At 58.3% G+C, this 22,496-nt stretch carries 21 protein-coding genes; 2 read left to right on the top strand and 19 right to left on the bottom strand.

All coding sequences use genetic code 11. The features are described from left to right. Positions 1-157 precede the first annotated feature (157 nt). From fbaA to tkt, 4 genes are all read right to left on the bottom strand, one after another. Positions 158-1,237, bottom strand: a complete 1,080-nt coding sequence (gene fbaA / locus OQV00_RS04085; RefSeq protein WP_004867428.1) for a class II fructose-bisphosphate aldolase — start codon at positions 1,235-1,237, stop codon at positions 158-160. Between the two features lie 195 nt (positions 1,238-1,432). Further along, a complete protein-coding gene (gene pgk, locus OQV00_RS04080) occupies positions 1,433-2,596 on the bottom strand; it encodes a phosphoglycerate kinase (RefSeq protein WP_004867431.1) in 1,164 nt (387 codons plus the stop codon). A 77-nt stretch (positions 2,597-2,673) separates the two neighbouring features. Next, entirely contained in the window at positions 2,674-3,693 is a 1,020-nt protein-coding gene (gene epd / locus OQV00_RS04075; RefSeq protein WP_015585767.1) for an erythrose-4-phosphate dehydrogenase, read from the bottom strand. A gap of 331 nt (positions 3,694-4,024) precedes the next feature. Continuing rightward, entirely contained in the window at positions 4,025-6,016 is a 1,992-nt protein-coding gene (gene tkt / locus OQV00_RS04070; RefSeq protein WP_128320973.1) for a transketolase, read from the bottom strand. Between the two features lie 277 nt (positions 6,017-6,293). Here tkt and loiP point away from each other — a divergent pair, with 277 nt between their 5' ends. Beyond that, positions 6,294-7,052 carry a metalloprotease LoiP gene (gene loiP, locus OQV00_RS04065; RefSeq protein ID WP_004867438.1) on the top strand — a complete coding sequence of 253 codons (759 nt, stop codon included), beginning with the start codon at positions 6,294-6,296 and terminating at the stop codon, positions 7,050-7,052. A 42-nt stretch (positions 7,053-7,094) separates the two neighbouring features. Here the strand turns inward: loiP and OQV00_RS04060 are convergent, their stop codons facing one another. From OQV00_RS04060 to OQV00_RS03995, 14 genes are all read right to left on the bottom strand, one after another. Continuing rightward, a complete protein-coding gene (locus tag OQV00_RS04060; RefSeq protein WP_032718233.1) occupies positions 7,095-8,735 on the bottom strand; it encodes a thiamine pyrophosphate-binding protein in 1,641 nt (546 codons plus the stop codon). Positions 8,736-8,749: 14 nt separating this feature from the next. Beyond that, the gene (locus OQV00_RS04055) at positions 8,750-10,219 is read right to left on the bottom strand and encodes an aldehyde dehydrogenase (protein ID WP_118842432.1); all 1,470 of its coding nucleotides are present in this window, start codon (positions 10,217-10,219) and stop codon (positions 8,750-8,752) included. Positions 10,220-10,228: 9 nt separating this feature from the next. Next, on the bottom strand, positions 10,229-10,999 hold the full coding sequence (locus OQV00_RS04050; RefSeq protein WP_004867444.1) for an aspartate dehydrogenase: 771 nt from the start codon (positions 10,997-10,999) through the stop codon (positions 10,229-10,231). Between the two features lie 9 nt (positions 11,000-11,008). Continuing rightward, entirely contained in the window at positions 11,009-11,803 is a 795-nt protein-coding gene (locus OQV00_RS04045; protein ID WP_015585763.1) for an SDR family oxidoreductase, read from the bottom strand. Then, positions 11,787-12,557, bottom strand: coding sequence for an alpha/beta fold hydrolase (locus OQV00_RS04040; RefSeq protein ID WP_134936100.1), 771 nt, complete (start codon positions 12,555-12,557; stop codon positions 11,787-11,789). The genes OQV00_RS04045 and OQV00_RS04040 overlap by 17 nt, the downstream gene beginning before the upstream one ends. Before the next feature lie 9 nt (positions 12,558-12,566). Beyond that, entirely contained in the window at positions 12,567-13,097 is a 531-nt protein-coding gene (locus OQV00_RS04035; protein ID WP_004867451.1) for a cupin domain-containing protein, read from the bottom strand. A 10-nt stretch (positions 13,098-13,107) separates the two neighbouring features. Continuing rightward, a complete protein-coding gene (locus OQV00_RS04030) occupies positions 13,108-14,364 on the bottom strand; it encodes an MFS transporter (RefSeq protein WP_004867453.1) in 1,257 nt (418 codons plus the stop codon). A 26-nt stretch (positions 14,365-14,390) separates the two neighbouring features. After that, positions 14,391-15,587, bottom strand: a complete 1,197-nt coding sequence (locus OQV00_RS04025; protein ID WP_032718236.1) for an NAD(P)/FAD-dependent oxidoreductase — start codon at positions 15,585-15,587, stop codon at positions 14,391-14,393. After that, positions 15,584-16,510, bottom strand: a complete 927-nt coding sequence (locus OQV00_RS04020; RefSeq protein ID WP_004867458.1) for a VOC family protein — start codon at positions 16,508-16,510, stop codon at positions 15,584-15,586. The genes OQV00_RS04025 and OQV00_RS04020 overlap by 4 nt, the downstream gene beginning before the upstream one ends. Before the next feature lie 88 nt (positions 16,511-16,598). Next, the gene (locus OQV00_RS04015; protein WP_004867460.1) at positions 16,599-17,387 is read right to left on the bottom strand and encodes an IclR family transcriptional regulator; all 789 of its coding nucleotides are present in this window, start codon (positions 17,385-17,387) and stop codon (positions 16,599-16,601) included. A gap of 14 nt (positions 17,388-17,401) precedes the next feature. Then, a complete protein-coding gene (locus OQV00_RS04010) occupies positions 17,402-18,151 on the bottom strand; it encodes an SDR family oxidoreductase (RefSeq protein ID WP_015585758.1) in 750 nt (249 codons plus the stop codon). After that, complete coding sequence (locus OQV00_RS04005; protein ID WP_004867464.1) at positions 18,151-19,173, bottom strand: aromatic ring-hydroxylating oxygenase subunit alpha; 1,023 nt, start codon at positions 19,171-19,173, stop codon at positions 18,151-18,153. Before OQV00_RS04005 ends, OQV00_RS04010 begins: the two co-directional genes overlap by 1 nt. Positions 19,174-19,183: 10 nt before the next feature. Beyond that, positions 19,184-19,492: a recombinase-like helix-turn-helix domain-containing protein gene (locus OQV00_RS04000; RefSeq protein ID WP_004867467.1), complete on the bottom strand. Its 309-nt coding sequence runs from the start codon at positions 19,490-19,492 to the stop codon at positions 19,184-19,186. Next, on the bottom strand, positions 19,489-19,812 hold the full coding sequence (locus OQV00_RS03995; RefSeq protein WP_004151769.1) for a Rieske (2Fe-2S) protein: 324 nt from the start codon (positions 19,810-19,812) through the stop codon (positions 19,489-19,491). Before OQV00_RS03995 ends, OQV00_RS04000 begins: the two co-directional genes overlap by 4 nt. A 429-nt stretch (positions 19,813-20,241) precedes the next feature. Here OQV00_RS03995 and OQV00_RS03990 point away from each other — a divergent pair, with 429 nt between their 5' ends. After that, positions 20,242-21,453 carry an MFS transporter gene (locus OQV00_RS03990; RefSeq protein WP_054829379.1) on the top strand — a complete coding sequence of 404 codons (1,212 nt, stop codon included), beginning with the start codon at positions 20,242-20,244 and terminating at the stop codon, positions 21,451-21,453. Between the two features lie 3 nt (positions 21,454-21,456). Here OQV00_RS03990 and speB read toward each other — a convergent pair whose 3' ends face one another. After that, positions 21,457-22,377, bottom strand: a complete 921-nt coding sequence (gene speB, locus OQV00_RS03985) for an agmatinase (protein WP_004867471.1) — start codon at positions 22,375-22,377, stop codon at positions 21,457-21,459. Positions 22,378-22,496 lie beyond the last annotated feature (119 nt).

The raw sequence follows: 22,496 nt of genomic DNA, 5'->3' as shown, positions 1-22,496 counted from the left end.
ATAAAAAACCAAACCTGTACAGCGACAGGTTAACTAAGGTTAAACAATATGCACATGTTTTGCCAAGTTGATCACAATTCTCGGCGAAATATCGTATTGTTCAGCCATAAAAAAAGCCCGCTATTCAGCGGGCTTTCGCGCAAGAAACAGATTTTTCTTACAGAACGTCGATCGCGTTCAGCTCTTTAAATGCCTGCTCCAGACGAGTCACCATGGACGTCTGTGCAGCACGCAGCCATACGCGCGGATCGTAGTATTTCTTGTTCGGCTGGTCTTCGCCTTTCGGGTTGCCCAGCTGGCCCTGCAGGTAAGCTTCGTTGGTTTTGTAGTACTGCAGGATACCGTCCCAGGTTGCCCATTGGGTATCGGTATCGATGTTCATTTTGATAACGCCGTAGCTTACGGAGTCTTTGATTTCCTGAGCGGAAGAACCGGAACCGCCGTGGAAGACGAAGTTCAGGCTGTTGTGCGGCAGGTTGTGTTTCTTAGAAACATATTCCTGAGAATCGCGCAGGATGGTCGGAGTCAGCACGACGTTACCCGGCTTGTACACGCCGTGTACGTTACCGAAGGAAGCGGCGATGGTGAAACGCGGGCTGATTTTGCTCAGTTCAGTGTACGCGTAATCAACGTCTTCCGGCTGAGTGTACAGGGCAGAAGCGTCCATGTGGCTGTTGTCCACGCCGTCTTCTTCGCCACCGGTGCAACCCAGTTCGATTTCCAGAGTCATGTCCATTTTGGCCATGCGCGCCAGATATTTAGAGCAGATTTCGATGTTTTCGTGCAGAGACTCTTCAGACAGGTCGATCATGTGAGAAGAGAACAGCGGTTTGCCGGTAGCAGCGAAGTGTTTCTCACCCGCGTCCAGCAGGCCGTCGATCCACGGCAGCAGTTTCTTCGCGCAGTGGTCGGTGTGCAGAATAACCGGCACGCCGTAGTGTGCAGCCATCTGGTGAACGTGATGTGCGCCAGAGATAGCACCCAGGATTGCTGCGCCCTGAGGAACGTCAGTTTTCACGCCTTTGCCCGCGATAAACGCAGCGCCGCCGTTGGAGAACTGAACGATAACCGGAGAACGAACTTTTGCAGCAGCTTCCAGAACGGCGTTGATGGAGTCAGTACCCACACAGTTAACCGCTGGCAGAGCAAAGTTATTTTCTTTAGCTACCTGGAACACTTTCTGAACGTCATCACCAGTGATCACGCCAGGTTTTACGAAATCAAAAATTTTAGACATGTTACGTAGTCCTGTATCTTCGGCCGTTTATGCTCGCCATCATTCGTGCGGCAGTCCTCTGGCTTACCTCGCTTACCCCGGTTACGTAAGAACCTGGCGTTCGCGCTGTCGCCACCTTCCGGCAACACGAATTATTTAGAGCAACAAATTGAATTTTATTTGCAAAACAGGCGGGATTTCCCCGCCTGATCAAACTTACTTCTTAGCGCGCTCTTCAAGCATAGCTACTGCTGGCAGGACTTTACCTTCCACGAATTCGAGGAATGCGCCGCCGCCAGTGGAGATGTAGGAAATTTTGTCCGAAATGCCGAACAGGTCAATCGCTGCCAGGGTGTCACCACCGCCGGCGATGGAGAAACCTTCGCTGTCAGCGATGGCGTTAGCCACGATTTCAGTCCCTTTACGGAAGTTCGGGAATTCGAATACGCCAACCGGACCATTCCACAGAATAGTTTTAGCGTTTTTCAGGATATCAGCCAGTTTCTGTGCAGAAACATCGCCCAGGTCCAGGATCTGCTCGTCATCTTTGATGTCGTTAACAGATTTCAGCGTCGCGGTCGCCGTTTCGGAGAACTCAGTTGCCACGCGAACGTCGGTCGGAACCGGGATATCGCAGGTGGTCAGCAGGCGTTTCGCTTCGTCAACCAGGTCAGCTTCGTACAGGGATTTACCCACGTTGTGGCCCTGAGCGGCAACGAAGGTGTTGGCGATGCCGCCACCGACGATCAGCTGGTCAGCGATTTTAGACAGGGAATCCAGAACGGTCAGTTTGGTGGAAACTTTAGAACCACCCACGATGGCAACCATCGGGCGAGCCGGCTCTTTCAGCGCTTTACCCAGCGCGTCCAGTTCAGCGGCCAGCAGCGGGCCAGCACATGCAACATCGGCGAATTTACCGATACCGTGGGTAGAGGCCTGCGCACGGTGTGCAGTACCGAAGGCGTCCATAACGAACACGTCGCACAGCGCCGCGTATTTTTTGGACAGCGCTTCGTCGTCTTTCTTCTCGCCTTTGTTAAAGCGAACGTTTTCCAGAACGACCAGTTCACCGGCGGCAACTTCAACGCCATCCAGGTAATCTTTAACCAGGCGAACCGGGTTAGACAGTTTGTCTTTCAGGTAATTAACAACCGGCAGCAGAGAGAATTCTTCGTTGTACTCGCCTTCGGTCGGACGACCCAGGTGAGAAGTGACCATCACTTTAGCACCCTGTTTCAGCGCCAGCTCAATGGTCGGCAGAGAAGCACGGATACGCGCGTCGCTGGTTACTTTCCCGTCTTTGACTGGTACGTTCAGATCGGCACGGATAAAAACGCGTTTACCAGCCAGATCCAGATCGGTCATCTTAATTACAGACATGGTGAATCCTCTCAATGATTCTTAAAGTTTTGCAGACGCCATACGCTCCATCACGAACAATGTTGCGCAGGGATGTCTCACCTGAAACCAATAACGGCCATCGCTAACGTCGTGTCGAGCATCCGGTTAGCAAAGCCCCATTCATTATCACACCAGACCAATGTTTTGATCAGATGAGCACCACTGACCCGGGTTTGGGTGCCATCAACGATGGCGCTGTGTGGGTCGTGGTTGAAATCTATCGAGACCAACGGCAATTCCGTATAGTCAACTATACCATGAAATGCACCTTGTGCTGCTTTTTGCAGCAACTGGTTGACTTCATTAGCCTTTACAGGTTTTTTCACCGTCACGCTAAGGTCAATCGCCGTCACATTAATCGTCGGTACGCGGACCGCAATTGCCTCGAAACGGTCGTTAAACTGCGGGAAAATTCGCGTGATCCCCGCAGAGAGTTTGGTATCGACCGGAATAATCGACTGGCTGGCCGCGCGCGTACGGCGCAGATCCGGATGATAAGCGTCGATCACCTGTTGATCGTGCATGGCGGAGTGGATTGTCGTTACCGTTCCTGACTCAATGCCGTAGGCATCATCTAACAGTTTTATGACCGGGATAATGCAGTTGGTCGTGCAGGAGGCGTTGGAAACAATACGATGCTCCGTACGCAACTCATCATGGTTCACGCCAAATACAACGGTCGCGTCAAGATCGCTGCTGCCGGGATGGGAAAAGAGCACTTTCTTTGCCCCTGCCCGAATATGGGCTTCGCCATGCTCACGGCTGCCGTAAACACCGGTACAATCGAGAACAATATCAACCGCCAGCTCCTGCCAGGGCAGCGCCTCAATCGAAGGTTCATGCAGCAGACGTATGGCATCATCGCCGACATACAGCTGCTCTCTCTCCTGGCGAACATCCCAGGCAAAGCGCCCATGGCTGGTGTCATATTTCAACAAATGCGCGATGCCCGCGGCATCCGCCAGCTCGTTGATTGCCACCACGGTAATTTCCGCACGACGCCCGGATTCATATAAAGCGCGAACCACGTTGCGTCCTATGCGACCGAAGCCATTAATCGCGATGCGTATGGTCATAGGTCTCCTGCAAGGTTGTCCCTGATTTGAGATGGCTGACAGAGTAATCCAGCAACGCCCGAAGGGAAACCTTACCCGTCGCAAACTGCGACTGATTGATTAATTGTCGAACATTTAAACGACTGAAACGCTTCAGCTAGAATAAGCGAAACGAGGAATAAAAGGAATGTCTGTCCAGCGGAAGAAGTGAGTTATCTGACGTACATCACATTTTGGATGGAATAATACGCAATCTGTCGGCGGCTATCGGGAATAACGGCGTCAAAAAAAAGCCGGGCGTTTAGCCCGGCTTTTTCTGCTGTTATCGCCCGGATAAGCGGGCAGATAACGACTACAGCAGCGCTTTCGCTTTCGCGACCACGTTGTCGACGGTGAAGCCGAACTCTTCGAACAGCTGCTCTGCCGGCGCAGACTCACCGAAGGTGGTCATGCCAACGATAGCGCCATTCAGGCCGACATATTTGAACCAGTAGTCGGCGATGCCGGCTTCAATGGCCACGCGAGCAGAGACCGCTTTCGGCAGCACTGATTCACGGTACGCCGCATCCTGCTTGTCGAACGCGTCGGTAGACGGCATGGAGACCACGCGCGCTTTCACCCCTTCGGCAGTCAGTTTGTCCCACGCGGCCACCGCCAGCTCCACTTCAGAGCCGGTGGCAATGAAGATCAGCTCCGGCTGACCGGCGCACTCTTTCAGCACGTAGCCACCGCGAGCGATGTTCGCCAGCTGCTCTGCAGTACGATCCTGCTGCGCCAGGTTCTGACGGGAGAGGATCAGCGCGGTCGGGCCGTCGTGACGCTCAACGCCATATTTCCACGCCACCGCCGATTCCACCTGGTCACACGGACGCCATGTGGACATGTTCGGGGTCACGCGCAGGGACGCCACCTGCTCTACCGGCTGGTGCGTCGGGCCATCTTCGCCCAGACCGATGGAGTCGTGGGTGTAGACCATCACCTGACGCTGTTTCATCAGCGCCGCCATACGCACCGCGTTACGGGCATATTCCACGAACATCAGGAAGGTGGAGGTGTACGGCAGGAAACCACCGTGCAGAGCGATCCCGTTGGCGATCGCGGTCATGCCGAATTCACGCACGCCGTAATGGATATAGTTACCGGCGGTGTCTTCGTTAATCGCTTTCGAACCAGACCACAGAGTCAGGTTGGACGGCGCCAGGTCAGCAGAGCCGCCGAGGAATTCCGGCAGCAGCGGGCCAAATGCTTCAATCGCATTCTGCGACGCTTTACGGCTGGCGATTTTCGCCGGGTTAGCCTGCAGCTTAGCGATAAATTCACTGGCTTTGGCGTCGAAGTCAGCCGGCATTTCGCCCTTCATACGACGGGTGAATTCAGCGGCTTCCTGAGGGAAGGCTTTCGCATAAGCAGCGAACTTCTCGTTCCAGGCCGCTTCTTTCGCCTGACCGGCTTCTTTCGCATCCCACTGTGCGTAGATTTCAGACGGGATTTCGAACGGCGCGTATTTCCAGCCCAGCTGTTCGCGGGTCAGCGCAATCTCTGCATCGCCCAGCGGCGCGCCGTGAGAATCGTGGGTGCCCGCTTTGTTCGGGGAACCGAAGCCAATGATGGTTTTGCACATCAGCAGGGACGGTTTGTCGGTGACCGCACGCGCTTCTTCTACCGCACGTTTGATGGCGTCGGCGTCGTGACCGTCAACGCCGCGCACCACGTGCCAGCCGTAGGCTTCGAAACGTTTAGCGGTGTCGTCGGTGAACCAGCCTTCCACATGACCGTCGATGGAGATACCGTTGTCATCATAGAACGCCACCAGTTTACCCAGTTTCAGGGTACCGGCCAGGGAGCAGACCTCGTGAGAGATCCCTTCCATCATGCAGCCGTCGCCCATGAAGGCGTAGGTGAAGTGGTCAACGATATCGTGGCCCGGACGGTTGAACTGCGCGGCCAGCGTTTTTTCCGCGATAGCCATGCCCACGGCGTTAGCAATACCCTGACCCAGCGGGCCGGTGGTGGTTTCTACGCCAGCGGTGTAGCCCACTTCCGGGTGGCCCGGCGTCTTAGAGTGCAGCTGACGGAAGTTTTTCAGCTCTTCGATCGGCAGATCATAACCGGTGAGGTGCAGCAGGCTGTAAATCAGCATGGAGCCGTGGCCGTTGGACAGCACAAAGCGGTCGCGGTCGGCCCAGGCCGGGTTCTGCGGGTTATGGTTCATGAAATCACGCCACAGGACTTCGGCAATGTCAGCCATACCCATCGGGGCACCCGGGTGGCCGGATTTGGCTTTCTGTACAGCATCCATGCTCAGCGCACGAATAGCGTTAGCAAGCTCTTTACGTGAGGACATTTTGACTCCAGTTCGGACTGTTGAAGGCCATACCCTTAACGACTTGACGAGAGCGCGTTTTGGGCTACGCCAGAAAAAAGTGTCAACAATGTAACCCAAGCGCGAAAGCATGTACATGGAGCATCCTTTTGTGGTTTAAGAAATCTCCGGAACACGTTGTGCTGCCCCGGAATCCTCTCGCCCGCGCCGCGCAATAGTCTTTATAATTTGTACAGGATGCGACAGCCTTATTGTTGCCTTTTTCAGTCAGATCATCGAACGAGTGTGGAAGATAAAAATGAAAATTCGCTCAACTATTCTTGCCCTTGGGATCGCAGCAACCCTCACCGGATGTCAGAACATGGACTCCAACGCCCTTCTCAGTTCGGGCGCCGAAGCTTTTCAGGCCTATTCCCTGAGCGATGCTCAGGTTAAAAGCTTAAGTGACCAGGCTTGCAAAGAGATGGATAGCAAAGCCACCCTGTCGCCGGCCAGCAGCGAATACAGCAAGCGTCTGAATAAAATCGCCGCCGCGCTGGGCGACAATATCAACGGCCAGCCGGTGAACTACAAAGTGTATGAAACCAAGGACGTCAACGCGTTCGCGATGGCTAATGGCTGCATCCGCGTCTATAGCGGCCTGATGGACATCATGAACGATAACGAAGTTGAAGCGGTAATCGGCCATGAGATGGGCCACGTCGCCCTCGGCCACGTGAAGAAAGGTATGCAGGTTGCGCTCGGCACCAACGCCGTTCGCGCCGCCGCCGCCTCGGCGGGCGGTATCGTCGGCAGCTTGTCGCAATCTCAACTTGGCGATCTGGGCGAAAAGCTGGTGAACTCGCAGTTCTCCCAGCGCCAGGAGTCCGAAGCGGACGACTACTCCTACGACCTGCTGCGTAAACGCGGGATTAATCCGGGCGGACTGGCCACCAGCTTCGAGAAGCTGGCTAAACTGGAAGCCGGGCGTCAAAGTTCAATGTTTGACGATCACCCGGCCTCCGAAGAACGTGCTCAGCATATCCGCGATCGCATGAAGGCAGACGGTATTAAATAATCTCCTCTTCCCCTCTCTGCGCCGCAGAGAGGGGAAGAGAGCTTAGTACAGCGTCTTCTGCGGCGGTCCGGCAAAACGCAGCGCGCCAATCTGCCCCATCCTGACCTCTACCACCGACGGCCCCGGCGTCGCCAGCGCTTCGGTCATCACCGAGGTGAAATCCTCCGCTCGCTCCACGCTCCACGCCTGCAGACCAATAGCCTGTGCCAGCAGCGTGAAATCCGGCGTGTGCAGTTCGTTGTAATACTGGCGACCGCCGAAATACTTATCCTGAATACCGCGCATAACGCCATAGCCGCCATCGTTCATGATAATCAGCGTGACGTTAGCTTTTTCCTGCGCCAGCGTCGCCAGCTCTCCAAGGTTCAGGCTCAGACCGCCGTCGCCGACCAGGCCAACTATCTTACGCTGCGGGTTGGCAATCGCCGTGCCGATCGCCATCGGCAGCCCCATTCCAATCGCCCCCGCCAGCGAATGCACGTTCATCAGCGGGCCATTTGCACGGAACAAGCGACTGCCCCACAGGCTGCCGGAGACGGTGATATCGCGGACCAGAATGCCGTCATCAGGCAGCGCCTGTTCGATAGCATCATTCAGCCGGGCATAGGCGCCGCACTGTTCACGTAGCCCGTGCTCAGCCAGCGTCACCGCCTCTTTTACCTGTGCGTCCCAGTGACCATTGCCCCATTCACGCCCCTGCGCTTTTGCCGCCAGCGCCGCCAGTAAAGCCGGACAATCGGCGATCAGCGTATTGTCCATCAGATAGTTACGGCTGGCCGCCGCCGGATCGATATCAATCTGTACGCGGGGTGACGGCAGTTCCAGCGTCCAGGAACGTGTTTCGTTACTGCGCAAACGCGAGCCCGCGACCAGGGTGAAATCACATTGCGCCATCAGCGCCTCAACGGAAGGCGAATTATGGAAGGCGCGCAGGCTGGCGCGATGGCTGTCCGGCAGCACGCCGCGCCCGTGAGTACTGGAGATCACGGTGATCCCCGCATCCGCCAGTTTTTTCACCGCCGCTTCGCTACCGATAGCTCCGCCGCCCAGCCACAGCAGCGGCTGTTTCGCCTGCCTGAGCTGCGCCCACAGGGTATCCACCGTTGTCTGAGCAACCGGCGGCGCCGGCGCGATGTGCAGCGGGGCGGTGACCAGCGCCAGGGGAATACTGGCTCCCTGAATATCAATCGGGATCTCCACCGATACCGGCCCGCACGGCGGCGTCCGCGCTTCCTGAATCGCCTTGTGCAAAATGGCGATCGCCTGGTTGGCGTTGCTGATGCGATACGCGCGTTTCGAACTGGCTTTCAGGAAGGTCAGCTGATCGCGGGTTTCGTGAATAAACCCGGTATCCGCATCCAGCCAGGTTTTCTCTACCTGACCGGTCAGATGCAGCAGCGGCGTACCGGCATTCATCGCCTCCACCAGCGCCCCGACTGCGTTCCCCGCCCCGGCGCCGGTGCTGGTTAGCGCGACGCCAAGGCCGGAAAAGCGACCGTGGGCATCGGCCATGGTCACCGAACCGGCCTCGCCACGCGCCGGAACAAAGCGGATATTGCCGCGCTGGCCAATGGCATCGGCAACCGGCAGGTTATGAATAGAGATGACGCCGTAAATAGCCTCAACGTTGTACTGCTCCAGCGTTCTGGCGATGGCTTCGCCGACGGTTATCATTTCGCTCATTGCTCACCCTTCTCTCAATCGCACCAGTGATTCACGCTATTACCCGTCGCCAGATAAATGCTCTTTTGTTGCATCCAGGCTTTCAGCCCCTGAATCCCTTTTTCGCGGCCCAGACCGCTCTCTTTAAAGCCCCCGAACGGGGTCGAAATAGAGAAAACCTTATAGGTGTTGATCCACACCGTCCCGGCTTCCAGACGTTCGCTTAAGCGCAGGGCGCGCCCGCTATCCCGCGTCCAGATCCCCGCCGCCAGACCATAGACCGAGTCATTGGCTTCGCGGATCAGCGTCTCCTCATCGCTGAAGGGTATCGCCACCAGCACCGGGCCGAAGATCTCTTCCTGACAGACCCGCGCCTGATTCGTCAGCCCTTCGACGATCGTCGGCTGGAAGTAGCTGCCCGCCGCCAGCGCCGGATCGGCCGGAATCTCCCCTCCGCACAGCACCCGCCCGCCTTCGCGTTTCGCCAGTTCGACGTAGGCGAGCACGCCGTCACGGTGCTGTTCATTAATCAGCGGCCCGATGTGGGTATCGTCGCTGAACGGATGGCCAATACGCAGTCCGCGCGTCAGCTCCAGCAGCCGCGCCATCAGCTGCGGGTAAACTTTTTCATGCACAAACAGCCGCGAACCGGCGATGCACGCCTGGCCGCCTGAGCTGAAAATGCCGTAGCAGATCCCCCGCGCCGCCTGTTCGATATCGGCATCTTCCAGCACGATGGTCGGCGATTTTCCGCCGAGCTCCAGCGACGCCGGGATCAGCTTTTCCGCCGCGACGTGCGCCAGATGACGTCCGGTGCTGGTGCCGCCGGTAAACGAAATTTTGCGCACCAGCGGATGACGCGCCAGCGCATCGCCAATCACCGATCCTTTCCCCGGCAGCACGCTCAGCAGCCCCGCAGGCAAACCGGCTTGCTCGAAGATCCGCGCCAGCTCCAGCGCCATCAGCGGCGTCGCTTCCGCGGGTTTGAGGATCACCGCATTGCCGGCGGCGATCGCCGGCGCCACTTTTTGCATTTCGCTGGCGATCGGCGAGTTCCACGGGGTGATCGCCGCCACCACGCCCAGCGGCTCGTAGCGGCTCAGGGTCAGCAGGTCTGCCTGACGCGGCGTCGGCAGCTCTCCTTCCAGCAGCTCGCAGGCGGCGGCGAAGTAGCGGGCGCTGCCCGCCGCGCTCATCACCAGGCCTCGCGCTTCCGCCAGCGGCTTGCCGTTGTCGCGGCTTTGCATCCGCGCCAACTCATCAAGACGGGATTCGATAATATCCGCCACTTTATGCAGGATCTTTGCCCGCAGATGGGGCAGCATGTTGCGCCACGTTGGTTCCCGCCAGGCACGCTCGGCGCAGGTCATCGCTTCCTGCAGATCGTCGAGACTGGCCGCCCGCAGCGTGGCGTTCACCGATCCGTCCGCCGGAAAGTAACTGTGCATCAGATTGCCGCCGCCGTGGCGCCAGCGACCGCCGATAAAAATCGTTAATTCGTCCATTGCCGCCTCTTAGCGTTGCGCCAGTTCACGGCAGGCGCGTACCGCGCTCAGTGCCGCCAGGGTCGATGTTTTAGGATTGTCGGCCAGCGGCAGACCGCTCAGCTCGAGGCGAAACTCCCCGAACGCGCCTTCAACATGTAACGTGTGGGTGTTACGCCGCGTGGCCGGATCGACCATCAGCTGCACCCGCGTGTCGTCCATGCCGATACCGCCCAGCGCCACGGTTGCCGCCACGTTGGCATTCGCCGGAAACAGGCGTGCCGCTTCGCGGGCGCTGCCCTCAAAAAAGATTTTCGCTTCGCTGACCGCATTGAGGTCGATGAGCATTTCCGCGTAGCTTCCGCGCCAGCTGGCCGGGCTTTTGCGCGACTGATAGGTCACGCGCTCAAGACCGCCCTCTTTTGCCGCCGCCAGTCCGTCAATGCCGGCCACCGCGCCAGCGAGCAGCGTCAGCCTGCCGCCCGCCTGATATAAACGCTGTTCGAGCGCGCTATCGGCCAGCGCGCCGGTGGAGATCACCGCCAGATGCCAGCCGCGCGCGAGAATCGCTTCGCCATATTGCGCGACCGCCTGTTGGCTGGCGCACTCCAGTACCAGATCCGGGGCTTCCGTACAGGATTGCGGATCGTCAAGTACCGTCACCGCATCGCCAAAGCGGGCGCGAATCGCCGCATGGTGAGCCTCCCGGGCGACAATCCAGCCTAACGTGACCTGCGGGGGCAGCCGTTCAATCACCGCTTGCGCCATGGCGCCATAGCCGATAAGCATAATTTTTTTCATGATGGCTCCTTACAGGTGACGGCAAAAACCGCCGGAGACATCCAGCGCGGCGCCGGTGGTAAACGATGCCAGCGGCGAGGCCAAAAACAGCAGCGCCTGCGCAGGCTCCTGCGGCTTACCGAGCCGCGCCATTGGGATCCCGCGTTTACGGGCGATATCCGCTGTCCACTCGGGCCAGCTCTGGCGCTTGTCCGCGCGGTTTTCAAAGCGTCGCTGCCACTGCCCGGACTCCACCATACCGAGCAGAATGGAGTTCACGCGAATGCCTTTGCTAATCAGCTCCTTCGACAGCGTCAGCGTCATGTTAAGCAGCGCCGCGCGGGCGGCGGAGGTGGCGATCATGTGTTCTTCCGGCTGCAGCGCCAGCAGCGAGTTCACGCAGGTAATCGAGGCGATATCCGAGCGCTCCAGCTGCGCCTGAAAGGCTTTTACCGGGTTAATCACCCCGAACAGCTTCAGCTCTGCCTCATGCAACCACGCCTCGCGCGGGGTATCGGCAAAATGCGCCACGTAGCCCTGCCCGGCGTTGTTGATCAACATGTCCGCGCCGCCAAAACGGTCCGCTACCGCATCGGCAAAGGCCTGCACCTCGTCTTCTTTCAGGACGTCGCAGCGGTAAGAGAAAACCTCCGCTCCGGGATACTCGTTCTGCAACGCGGCATGCGCGCTGGCGAGCCGGTCGGGATTGCGGCCGCAAAAGGCGACTTTCGCCCCTTCGCCCAGCAGCAGACGCAGCGTTTCAAAGCCGATCCCTGACGATCCTCCGGTGACTACCGCTACACGGCCTTCAATTTGTGCATTCATCGCGCACCTCTTCCCCTACCCGTAAAAGCTGTTGATTAAAAAAGGTTTCATTATCGAGATAGCTGGCGTGCCCCGCGTGCGGAATCGCCGTGTAACCCATGCCGTAGCGTAGCGCCAGACCACGCACCAGCTCCGGCTGCGTGATAGCGTCCTGCTCACCGCACCACACCTCAAACCGGCCGTGATAATCGCCAAGCCAGCGGTGAATATCGTCGTGCGCCAGCATCCACGCCGCGGCCAGATAGCCCTCACGACGCAGCTTGCGCATTCCGGCGGCAACGGTGGCGACATCGGCCTCCGCCGCACAGGGATGCAACAGCTTCGCCGCCCGGTTTTGCGCCAGCCGTTCTGCGCCTGACGCAATCAGCTGCTGGCGACTCTGCCAGACTTTTTCCCGCTGTTCCGGCTCCGCCTGGCCGTACCCCTGTGCGACATCGACTAACACCAGATAGCGCACGCGGCGGGGATACTTCGCCGCAAAGGCGCTGGCCACCAGCGCACCAAGCGAATGCCCCACCACTACCGCCCGCTCAACGCCGGCGTGGTCCAGCAGGCGCGCCAGCGCATCGGCATAATCGCCCGCATTCGCCTGCTCAACCGGCAGCATCGGGCTTTCGCCATAACCGGGCATATCCCAGGCCAGCACGCGATAGCCGGACAGCGCCATCTGTTTATGCCAGGAAGCCGCGCCGGAGCTGATGCCGTGTAACAGCACCAGCGGCGTGCCGTGCCCTTGTTCACGAAAACCCGTCATACCGCCTCCTTAATTCCGTTTTACTTTCGACAGGGGGTGATCTTCCGGATAGGTCGGGATATTCGGCTTGCGGGTGCCCAGCATCACGCACATCAGCGCCTCTTCCTCACCGTGGTTAAACAGCCCGCGGTAGATACCCGCCGGGACGGAGATCAGATCGCGCTCGCGCAGCACGGTTTCGGTATAGCTGTCGCCATCCTGAATCATCAGCGTTATCTGCCCTTTGAGCATGAAGAACACCTCCTCCACATCATCATGCAGGTGCAGCGGCCCTTCACATTTCGCCGGCAGCACCATGGTGGAGAAGGTGAAGTTTTCCGCCGCGACGGTATTGGTATCGCTCGCCACGCCGGTGGCGCCGGTGCCGATATAGCGCATCTGGGCGCGACGATATTTCGGGTCGAAATCGGCCTGGAATTTCAGCGCGTTCCAGTCATATTTCCGTCCCTCAAAGCGCGCGATACGCGACTCTACCCACTCTTCCATCGTCAGATGTTCCGGTTTGATACCCTGTTTTGCAGTTACGGTTGAATCAGTCATCGTTTTATCCTCAGTAACGTCTCAGCAGCGGCAGTAACAGGACGCAGCCCACCGCCGCCATCACCGCCAGAAAAATCAGCCCGGAATCCATGCTGTGGGTGAAGGCGATCAGCGCCCCCATCACCGCCGGCGACAGGGCGCCCGCAAAGTTCCCTAGCCCGTTGAAAATGCCCCCCGCCGTGGCGCTGACCCGGGGATGGGTCGCCTTGGCCAGCAGAGCGAAAATATTGGGTGCGCCGGTGCCCCACATAAAGGTGCTAAAACTCATCGCCGCAATGACCGTCAGCGGGGTGGCGAAGTGCATCACCGCCGCCAGGCCAACCGCCGCCCCGGCCAGCGAGATAAAGCAGGCAGCCGCGCGTTTATCAAGACGATCGGAGAGCCAGGCGCCGATCACTTCTCCCAGCAGCATGGCGATAAACGGCATTGACGACAGCCAACCGGCATGCTCCAGATGGATACCTTTGCCTTTAATCAGATAGCCCGGCAGCCAGCCGTTGATGCCCCACAGATAGGCCAGAAAGGCGATGTTAAACACGCAAATCATCCAGAAATGCGGGCTGACGAACAGCTCCCGCCGCGCCGCGCGGCGCGCCTCCTGGGAGACCTTTTCGCCGGACGCTTTGCTCTCCAGCTGCACCCCGCTCAGGCCGATGCGCACGAAAATCAGCACCGGCACCGTCAGCATCGCCATCACAAAGAAGGTGCTCTGCCAGCCAAAGGTATTGAGCAACCAAATCGACAGCGGAAAACCAATCGCCGCGCCGACCGGTGTCCCGAGCAGCCACAGCATGGTGGCCCGCGCCTGAAGCCGCTGCGGAAAGGTGTGGCGGACGATGGCGAACGCCAGCGGAAACAGCGGTCCTTCGGCAATGCCGAGCAGAATGCGCAGGGTGACCATCACGGTGTAGTTATGGGTGAAGCCCATCATCACCATTAAAATGCACCACACCATCATCATCCCGGTGAGCAGGCGCAGCGGCGCGATACGGTCGCCCAGCCCGCTGAGCAGCACCGAGGAAAACCCGTAGCTCAGCAGGAAGGCACTCATCAGAATCCCCAGCCGCGTGGTGTCAAAATCCATCCCCATCGCCTGCTGGAAATGGCTATCGGAAAACAGCGCGGCAATACTGATTTTGTCGAAGAACGCCAGCAGTACGCAGGCCAGCAGCGACAGTGGAATCGCCCAGCGGACCGCTTTTTCAGGCGTGTGGACGCCCTCACCGCCTGCCTCAAGCGGCGCGGTGTTTGTCTCTAATGTGGTCATCTCTCCCCCTTAAGGGTGCGCGGGTCTTATCGCAATGACATCAGCGAAAAGGCCAGGTCATCGAGCGGTACGGCGGAAAGATCTCTCCCCGTGGCCATCCAGCGTTTCGCCAGCTTGACGGTGCGGGCGTCGTTAAACGCCACCAGCTGAGTCAGGCGACCGTCAGCATCGATCGAGAAAAACAGCGGCCCTTTGGGATCGCGGCGAACCACCGTCCGGGTTCCCGGCTGCGGAATGCCGAGGATCTGAATATTGTCGGCATATTGATCCGACCACAGCCACGGCGCGTCGGCGTAGCCGGCCGCCTGCGGGTTCCGCATCGCTTTCGCCGTCGCCACCGCCTGATTCTGGGCAAAGGCCCAGGACTGGATGCACAGACCATACTGGTGATGCTGCGCCACATCTCCGACCGCGAAGATCGCCGAATCGCTGGTCTGCCCCAGGGCGTTGACAACGATCCCGCGCTCGACCGCCAGTCCCGCGTCCCGCGCCAGTTCGAGATTGAGATCGACGCCGATCCCTACCACCACCGCATCAAAGATTTCCCGCTGACCATCGCAGTGAATTACCGGCAGACCGCCATCATCCTCCAGCTCCAGCGCGCCGCAGCCGCAACGAATATCGACGCCCCGATCGCGATGGATCCGTTCAAGTTCCTGCGACACTTCCGCGCTTACCGAACGCATACACAGCAGCGGTTGCTGTTCAAATAAGGTGACCGCGACGCCGCTTTTTCGCGCCGAGGCGGCAATCTCAAGACCAATCCAGCCGCCGCCGACAATCGCCAGCCGCGCGGTGGTCGCCAGCCGTTGCTTCAGGCGCTGCGCATCCTGCCAGTGGCGAAGCGTGTAAACCTGAGGCTGTTTCGCCCAGGCTTCGCCGGGCAGGCGGGCACGACCGCCGGTGGCGATCAGCAGCTGGTCATAGCCGAGCTGTTCGCCGTTGCTCAGATGAACGCTTTTGCTCTGGCGATCGATGGCCTCAGCGCGCAGCGGGCGGAACCAGCGAAGGTTTAACGCCTGCTGAACCTCTTCGCTGAACAGACGCGGCAGCGGCGCATCGGCTTCCAGCAGCGTCGCTTTTGACAGCGGCGGACGCTCGTAAAAATCCCACTCTTCTTCCGCCACCACGCAAATCTCACCGTCGTAGCCTTCGTCACGCAGGGTTTTTGCCGCCCAGCCTCCCGCCTGGCCGCCGCCGATAATGACTATCCGCGCCGTCATACCGCCTCCGGCTTTTTCTGCTGGCGGCGGGTATCGTGGTCGATCCCACCTTCCACCGCCCACTCGGTAAAGGAGACCAGCGAGTGTTCCAGCTCGCGCGGGCGCCAGTTCTCGGTCAGGAAATCATCGTTGGTGTAGTACTCAAAAGCGCCGCCGGTCGGGCTGTTGACGTACCAGAAATAGGCGGAAGAGACCGGGTGACGACCGGGGCCAATAAAGGTGCTCCACGCGTTCTTATTCATCGCGATGCCGCCGCCAATCACTTCATGGATATCGCGGACGGTAAAGGCCACGTGGTTCAGGCCGCGCTTGCGGTTGGGGAGCTGCAATAAAAAGAGGTTGTGGTGGCCGCCGCGTACGCCGCAGCGCAGGAATACCGCACGATTGATGTAGCGATCGGAAACCTGGAAACCGAGCACGTCACGATAGAAGGCCTCGACCGCCGCCAGCTCTTCGACGAAGAACACCACGTGGCCTACGTTGATCGGCTGCGCGCCGTCATATACCGGGCTGGGCGTATCAATCCGGCGCACATCGCCCCACTGGTTAATCGGCTCAACGTTCAGCGTCACCGCGACTTGCTGCGTGACCTGTACGCGCAGCGTCATGCCGTTCGGATCCTGGCACTCCAGGGCACCGTCAATCTCACGAAAAGCGGGCTGGCGGGACAGTTTGGGCCGCAGAGCATCCAGCGCCGCCCGATCCGCCACGCCCCAGGTCATACGGCGGAGGGTGTTACCCGCTTCAAAGGCCGGCGGCAGATCCGGGCTATGGATCGGGTTCAGTTCCACCCGCGCGCCGCTTAAGGTAGTAAAACGCTGGCCGCTGGCGTCGCCCGCCAGGCCAAAATCACGCATAAACCTGGCGCAATGAGTCAGGTCGTCGACGCCAAATTCCAGCTTTTCAATTCCGGTTACACTCATCGTTCGTAGCCTCTTTACCGTTCTGTCGCCCTGATTTGGGCGTAAAACATCCCCGACGCACTCAAGCGTCTGATGTTAACTTATTGATTTAACTGGCTTGTGACAGGTAGCCTAAAAAGCCAGAAATTTTGTCCGCCGCCAGGCTGACGTCGCTTTGCAGCCGTTCCCGATCGCTTTGCGGGATCTCATCCGACGGCACCAGAATACTGACCACCGCCGCTACCCGACCGCTGCGATCGTAGACCGGGTAAACAATAGAGGAGATGCCGTGGCGGTAGAAAGATTCGCCAATCACATAGCCACGCGCTTTATCCTGCTGCACCATCTGCCATAGCGCTTCGCGATCGTGAAGTTGCCCCGGCGTATTGCCCGGCAGCCGCTCATCGGGAAACAGCTGCTCAAACTCGCCGCGCGAGACATCGGTCAGCAGCATGCGGCCCAGCGAGGTGCAGTGAACCGGCAGGCGGGTACCGATACTGACCTGATTGATCCGTGAGCCGGCGGCGCTGACGCGGGCGATGTAAATAATGTCCCGACCGTCGCGGATCGCCAGATGACTGCTGCACTGACTGGTATCACGCAGCTGCTCTATCACCGGCTGGCCGACCTGCGCCACATCCAGTGAAGCAATATATTCAAAACCCAGACGCAGGACATTCATCCCCAGCGAGAAGGTATTAGTACGCGCGTTGCGCTCGAGAAACCCCATATACTCCAGCGTTTGCACCACGCGATAGGCGGTCGCTTTCGGCATATCCACCAGCCGATGCAGCTCGGCAAAGGTCAGATCGCGATGCTGCTCGCCAAATGCCAGCAGCAGCTGCAGTCCCCGCTCCAGCCCCGGCACCAGGTATTTCACTTCCTGAACGTTTGCCATACCGCCTCGCCTCTTTAGTTAAAAACAAATCCGCCGTTGACCGGGATCAGCTGTCCGGTGATAAACCGCGACAGGTCGCTTAACAGCCACACCACGCTGCCGGTCACATCTTCCGGCTGCTGGGCGCCGCTCAGCGCGCGACCGTTTTCGTACAGCTGATGGCGCTCGGCAGGGACATATTCCGTTGCCTCCACGCGGGTTAGCCCCGGCGCGATGGCGTTAATACGTATGCGCTTCTCGCCCAGTTCGCGGGCCATCGAGCGCGTCATGGCGATCACCGCCCCTTTGCTGGCAACGTAGGCCATCAGCCGGGGGGCGCCCCATAGCGCGGTGTCGGAGGCGACGTTGACGATCCCGGCCCCTTCGCGCAGCAGCGGTACCGCCGCCCGGGTCACCAGCCAGGTGCCTTTGACGTTTACCGACATCACCCGATCCCACAGATCCGGATCGTAGTCGATCATGTCTTTACCGCCGACGCCGGTGGCCATCGCCGCGTTATTGACCAGGCCGTCGATCTTTCCTCGTTCGCCGATCGCGAGGAACGCCCCCTCGATGGATGAAGCATCGGCCAGATCGATCGCCTGTGATTCAATGCGATAACCCTGCTCGCATAGACGATGAGCGCTCTCCGCCAGTTCGCCCTGCAGGATGTCGCACATCACGACGTCAGCGCCCTGCTCCGCGCAGGCTTTGGCAAAATGAAAGCCCAGACCGCGCGCCGCGCCGGTAATCACGATACGTTTGCCGGTTAACAGCCCGTTCATCAGGCCGCTCCCTGCTGCTCTTCGCGCGCGGCCAGCTGCTCTTTCGCCGCTTTTTGCATCATCCGCCGCAGACGGGAAAGGCCGACGTCATGCTGATACAGGTATTCGTGATCGCGGGCGTTCGGCGCCAGGCTTTCGAGCACCACGCGATCTTGCTCCAGCACTTCCCAGTGCAGTTTTTCCAGACGGTTGCGATACATAAAGCGCCACAGATCGCGCTGCCAGCCCTGCACGCCGCGAATACGCCAGAAGAAGACCCGGCAGTTGTCGTTATCTTCCGGCACCACCATGCCGACGATCCAGAAGTGGCCGCCCGGCCCAAAACGCTTTTTGTACGGGATTGACAAGCGCATCCAGTAAGCGCCGCTGTTGCCCAGCTCGACCCAGTCGAAGTTGACGCCGCTCTGGCCTTTCTTCTCAAAGATAAAGCCGGTTTTCGTTGGCTGCAGCACCATGTCAGCTTTACGGTCGCCTTCCGCCATTGAGTGCGAAGAGGAGTGCAGGTAGGTGCCGTGCATCGGGTCCATCACGTTTTCCAGCGCGTACTGATAGTTGCATTTCCACGCGGCGGTGCAGAGGAAGTTGCTGTATTTGTCGCTATCGGCCAGCTCTTCCGGGAAGGTGAGCGGCTCGGGCTGCTGGTCGGGGGTGGCCGCAAACCACAGGAATATCGCGCCATGCGCTTCCTGGACGTGGTAGCTGCGCACGCACTGCTGGCCCACCAGCGGACATTTGTCGACCGCCGGAACATCTTTAACTTCGCCATTCCCGGCCACTTCCACGCCGTGATACCAGCAGGCGATACGATCGCCGAGATTCCAGCCCATCGACAGACGGGCACCGCGGTGCGGGCAGCGGTCTTCCAGCGCCTGCAGCTCTCCGTCCTTGTTACGCCACACCACAATTTGCTCGCCGAGACGGGTAATACCCACCGGAGCGGACTGCACTTCCCAGCTCGCCAGAACCGGATACCACAGGCCACGTAAACCTTTATCGAGATAGTTTTGTACCGTTGTCGTCATCGCCGTGCCCTCAGTATCCGTTTACCTGCAAAAACACCCGAAAGCTCTCTTCGCTCCAGGCATCGCCTTGCCGATCGTGCATCTTCAGGGCATTCAGCCCGTCCACCAGCTGCGTCAGGCTCTCCGCCCCCTGCTCGAAAAGCGTTTCAAGGGTCGCGATAAGTTCCAGCTCCCAGCTTTCCGCAACGCGACTGCGGGTTTGCCAGATAAGGTTGTGATAATCGCCAGGCTTATGGATGTTGCCGTTCCCGCCTTCCGCAGGCGGCGTAAACTGGCGGCTTTCCGGCAGCGCCGGGTTAAAATCCAGGGATTCACTCATGCCACGTTCTCCTCGATAAAGGTAATCTGGATCTGATTGTCGTATACCCGCACCGGATAACGATTAAGGTTGCGCCCGCCGGGGCCATGCAGACACTGGCCGGTTTTAACGTCGAATACCGCTTCGTGCAGCGGGCATTCCACTTTGCCGTCTTCGACAAATCCCTGGCTTAACAGCGCATAGGCATGTGGACACACGTCTTCCAGCGCGTAGTACTCGCCATCAATCAGATAAATACCGATTTCTTTACCGTCGATGTTGCCGCTATAAGGGAAATCTTCCTGTACTTGCTCTGCGTCACATACGCCTATCCAGCTCATCACGATCCTCCAGGCTTTTGTTTCGTATATGAAACTCTGTTTCTTATTTAATACGGTCAATATAAAAGCGTTCAATCTTTCGTCAAGCGGCAATGTGAAGAATTTGTTAACCAAGCGCAGTTTAATTATCTAAGTGTGCAATTGATCACGAAAAAAAGTGGCAATATGAAATTGTGATATTTAAAGAGTGATATGGAATTAAATTAAGCGCTCGCTAAAAACCTCGTGAATAGCTATTGACTTTCTTTCTAAATAGTCATTAAAAATGATAAAAGCAGTGCGTCATCAAGTTTCACCCATGAAACACAAGTTTAAATTAATCATTTAAAACAATGAGTTTCACTGATGAACCATTTTACATGCGTGATTATCACTGCTATTTAAAAATAATAATAACGATCCATCAATGAGTGAGGAAGAAGAATAACGATGACCGCAAAATGGCAGGGAACAATCGCATTATTGCTACTTATAATTATTTCTTACATTGACCGGGTGAATATTTCGGTGATGATTCTTAACCCCGATTTTGCCAGCCACTTTCATTTAAATGAAAACAGAATGTTACAGGGAATGCTGATGACCTGTTTTCTTCTGGGTTATGGATTCTCGGCATTATTATTAACACCAGTTATAGAAAGTAAGCTGCATTATCGACAGGGATTGTTAAGCAGCGTGGTGATATGGGCGCTGATCTGCGCCATCTCGCCGCTGCTGGGCTCGCTGATGGGGATGCTGCTGGCGCGGATTATCCTCGGGATCGCGGAAGGTCCGCTGTTTTCCCTTAAAACGCGCTTTATTAGCGATAACTTCTCTGCCGAAGAGATCGGCAAGCCCAATGCCGTCACCGCCCTGGGGGTCTCTTTGGGGCTGGCGGTGGGCTTTCCGCTGGTCACTTTTTTAGTCGAGCACCAGGGGTGGATGGGATCGTTTTACAGCCTGGCGGGGCTCAACCTGGTCCTCGGCGGCGGAGCGATCTGGCGCTTCTTACCGGCGCCGGCAGCCCCGATGAACAGCGCCCGTCCCGGCTTCCGCCAGACCTTTCTGCTGGCCTGGCATACGCCGCTTCTCGGCTGGATCCTGCTGGTTGAGATTGCCACTCTCAGCTATCTGTGGGGCAGCAGCGCCTGGCTGCCGGCCTGGCTACGTGATGAGCACCACTTTTCGCTGCAGGCCACCGGTTTGCTGGCTGCGATCCCTTTCCTGCTCAGCCTCGGTTCGAAATTTCTCGGCGGCGTGCTGCTCGATAAGCTGCGCCCGGAGCAGGCGCCGCTGCTGTTTATCGTCGGCGGATTGCTGACCGCCTGTTCGGTTATAGCGCTGATGCTTAGCCAGCAGCCGGCCCTGCTGGCGCTGTTTATGCTGTCGGCCAATATCTTCTGGGGACTGCAGGGCGCGGCGATACCGGCGGTGGTGCAGCATCATGCGCCGCGCCAGGCGGTGGGCAGCGCCTACGGTATTATTAACGGCGTGGGTAACATCTGTGCGGCATTTATTCCGCTGCTGATGGGAATGGTGATGAAGTCGGCGGGATCGGTGAGTTCAGGATTTTCAGTACTGGTGGCCTCGCAGGCGATCACGCTGCTGGCCGGAGGAATGCTGCTGCTGCGCATGCGTCGCGCAGCAGCAGTGAGCGCGTAAGGTTTATTCGCCTTTTTTCGCCGCCTGGATGTAGAGCATTTCCAGTGCCAGGGTCGCCGCCGCCAGGGCGGTGATCTCGGACTGATCGTAGGCCGGCGCCACTTCCACCACGTCCATGCCGACGATGTTCAGATCCTTCAGGCCGCGCACCAGCTTGATCGCGCGATCGGAGGTCAGTCCGCCGATCACCGGCGTACCGGTTCCCGGTGCAAACGCCGGATCCAGCGCATCGATATCGAAGGTCAGATACACCGGCATATCGCCGACGATCTGTTTCACCTGAGCGATGATGTCATCCACGGAACGATCGTTCACCTGGCAGGCATCCAGTACGGTAAACCCGTTGTCTTTGTCGAACTCCGTACGAATACCGATCTGCACAGAGTGATTCGGATCGATCAGACCTTCTTTCGGCGCAGTGAAGAACATGGTGCCGTGGTCAAATTCGCAGCCGTTGGCGTAGGTATCGGTATGGGCATCAAAGTGCACCAGCGCCATTTTGCCAAAGTGCTTCGCATGAGCGCGCAGCAGCGGCAGAGTGACGAAGTGGTCGCCGCCGAAGGAGAGCATACGCTTCCCGGCCGCCAGCAGTCTTTCCGCATGCGCCTGCAGTTTTTCGCTCATTTCGCGCGCGTCGCCAAAGGCGTAAACCAGGTCGCCGCAGTCGACAACGTTCAGGCGCTCGCGCATATCGAAGTTCCACGGGAAGCGGTTGCCTTCCCAGGCCAGGTTGGTGGAAACCTGACGAATCGCCGCCGGGCCGTGACGCCCGCCCGCGCGACCGGAGGTTGCCGCATCAAAAGGAACGCCGGTGATCACCCAGTCGGCGTCGCTGTCATACGGCTGGAAGTTCAGCGGCAGACGCAAAAAACCAAACGCGTTAGAGACCAGGGAATTATCGTATTGATGACCTAAAGTGCTCATGGGTGTGACCTCTTTTTACAGGCGATATAGTTAAAAATGCACATAAAAAAACCCCTCCGCGTCGTTAGGCCCGACGAGGAAGGGTTTGAATAGGGTGACTGCTTGTTGGGCGAATTATC

This window comes from Klebsiella sp. DY2415, from assembly GCF_026314315.1.
In the GTDB taxonomy this organism is placed as follows: domain Bacteria; phylum Pseudomonadota; class Gammaproteobacteria; order Enterobacterales; family Enterobacteriaceae; genus Klebsiella; species Klebsiella ornithinolytica.
This window is presented reverse-complemented; position numbering and strand designations above follow the sequence as displayed.

What these genes read in the sequence shown, in the direction of transcription:
- OQV00_RS04045 (WP_015585763.1), bottom strand. Translation starts at nt 11,803, where the DNA reads ATGAATGCACAAATTGAAGGCCGTGTAGCGGTAGTCACCGGAGGATCG.
- OQV00_RS03990 (WP_054829379.1), top strand. Translation starts at nt 20,242, where the DNA reads ATGACCGCAAAATGGCAGGGAACAATCGCATTATTGCTACTTATAATT.
- OQV00_RS04010 (WP_015585758.1), bottom strand. Translation starts at nt 18,151, where the DNA reads ATGAACGGGCTGTTAACCGGCAAACGTATCGTGATTACCGGCGCGGCG.
- OQV00_RS04060 (WP_032718233.1), bottom strand. Translation starts at nt 8,735, where the DNA reads ATGAGCGAAATGATAACCGTCGGCGAAGCCATCGCCAGAACGCTGGAG.
- fbaA (WP_004867428.1), bottom strand. Translation starts at nt 1,237, where the DNA reads ATGTCTAAAATTTTTGATTTCGTAAAACCTGGCGTGATCACTGGTGAT.
- OQV00_RS04000 (WP_004867467.1), bottom strand. Translation starts at nt 19,492, where the DNA reads ATGAGTGAATCCCTGGATTTTAACCCGGCGCTGCCGGAAAGCCGCCAG.
- epd (WP_015585767.1), bottom strand. Translation starts at nt 3,693, where the DNA reads ATGACCATACGCATCGCGATTAATGGCTTCGGTCGCATAGGACGCAAC.
- OQV00_RS04020 (WP_004867458.1), bottom strand. Translation starts at nt 16,510, where the DNA reads ATGAGTGTAACCGGAATTGAAAAGCTGGAATTTGGCGTCGACGACCTG.
- OQV00_RS03995 (WP_004151769.1), bottom strand. Translation starts at nt 19,812, where the DNA reads ATGAGCTGGATAGGCGTATGTGACGCAGAGCAAGTACAGGAAGATTTC.
- OQV00_RS04005 (WP_004867464.1), bottom strand. Translation starts at nt 19,173, where the DNA reads ATGACGACAACGGTACAAAACTATCTCGATAAAGGTTTACGTGGCCTG.
- pgk (WP_004867431.1), bottom strand. Translation starts at nt 2,596, where the DNA reads ATGTCTGTAATTAAGATGACCGATCTGGATCTGGCTGGTAAACGCGTT.
- speB (WP_004867471.1), bottom strand. Translation starts at nt 22,377, where the DNA reads ATGAGCACTTTAGGTCATCAATACGATAATTCCCTGGTCTCTAACGCG.
- tkt (WP_128320973.1), bottom strand. Translation starts at nt 6,016, where the DNA reads ATGTCCTCACGTAAAGAGCTTGCTAACGCTATTCGTGCGCTGAGCATG.
- OQV00_RS04030 (WP_004867453.1), bottom strand. Translation starts at nt 14,364, where the DNA reads ATGACCACATTAGAGACAAACACCGCGCCGCTTGAGGCAGGCGGTGAG.
- OQV00_RS04015 (WP_004867460.1), bottom strand. Translation starts at nt 17,387, where the DNA reads ATGGCAAACGTTCAGGAAGTGAAATACCTGGTGCCGGGGCTGGAGCGG.
- OQV00_RS04025 (WP_032718236.1), bottom strand. Translation starts at nt 15,587, where the DNA reads ATGACGGCGCGGATAGTCATTATCGGCGGCGGCCAGGCGGGAGGCTGG.
- loiP (WP_004867438.1), top strand. Translation starts at nt 6,294, where the DNA reads ATGAAAATTCGCTCAACTATTCTTGCCCTTGGGATCGCAGCAACCCTC.
- OQV00_RS04055 (WP_118842432.1), bottom strand. Translation starts at nt 10,219, where the DNA reads ATGGACGAATTAACGATTTTTATCGGCGGTCGCTGGCGCCACGGCGGC.
- OQV00_RS04050 (WP_004867444.1), bottom strand. Translation starts at nt 10,999, where the DNA reads ATGAAAAAAATTATGCTTATCGGCTATGGCGCCATGGCGCAAGCGGTG.
- OQV00_RS04035 (WP_004867451.1), bottom strand. Translation starts at nt 13,097, where the DNA reads ATGACTGATTCAACCGTAACTGCAAAACAGGGTATCAAACCGGAACAT.
- OQV00_RS04040 (WP_134936100.1), bottom strand. Translation starts at nt 12,557, where the DNA reads ATGACGGGTTTTCGTGAACAAGGGCACGGCACGCCGCTGGTGCTGTTA.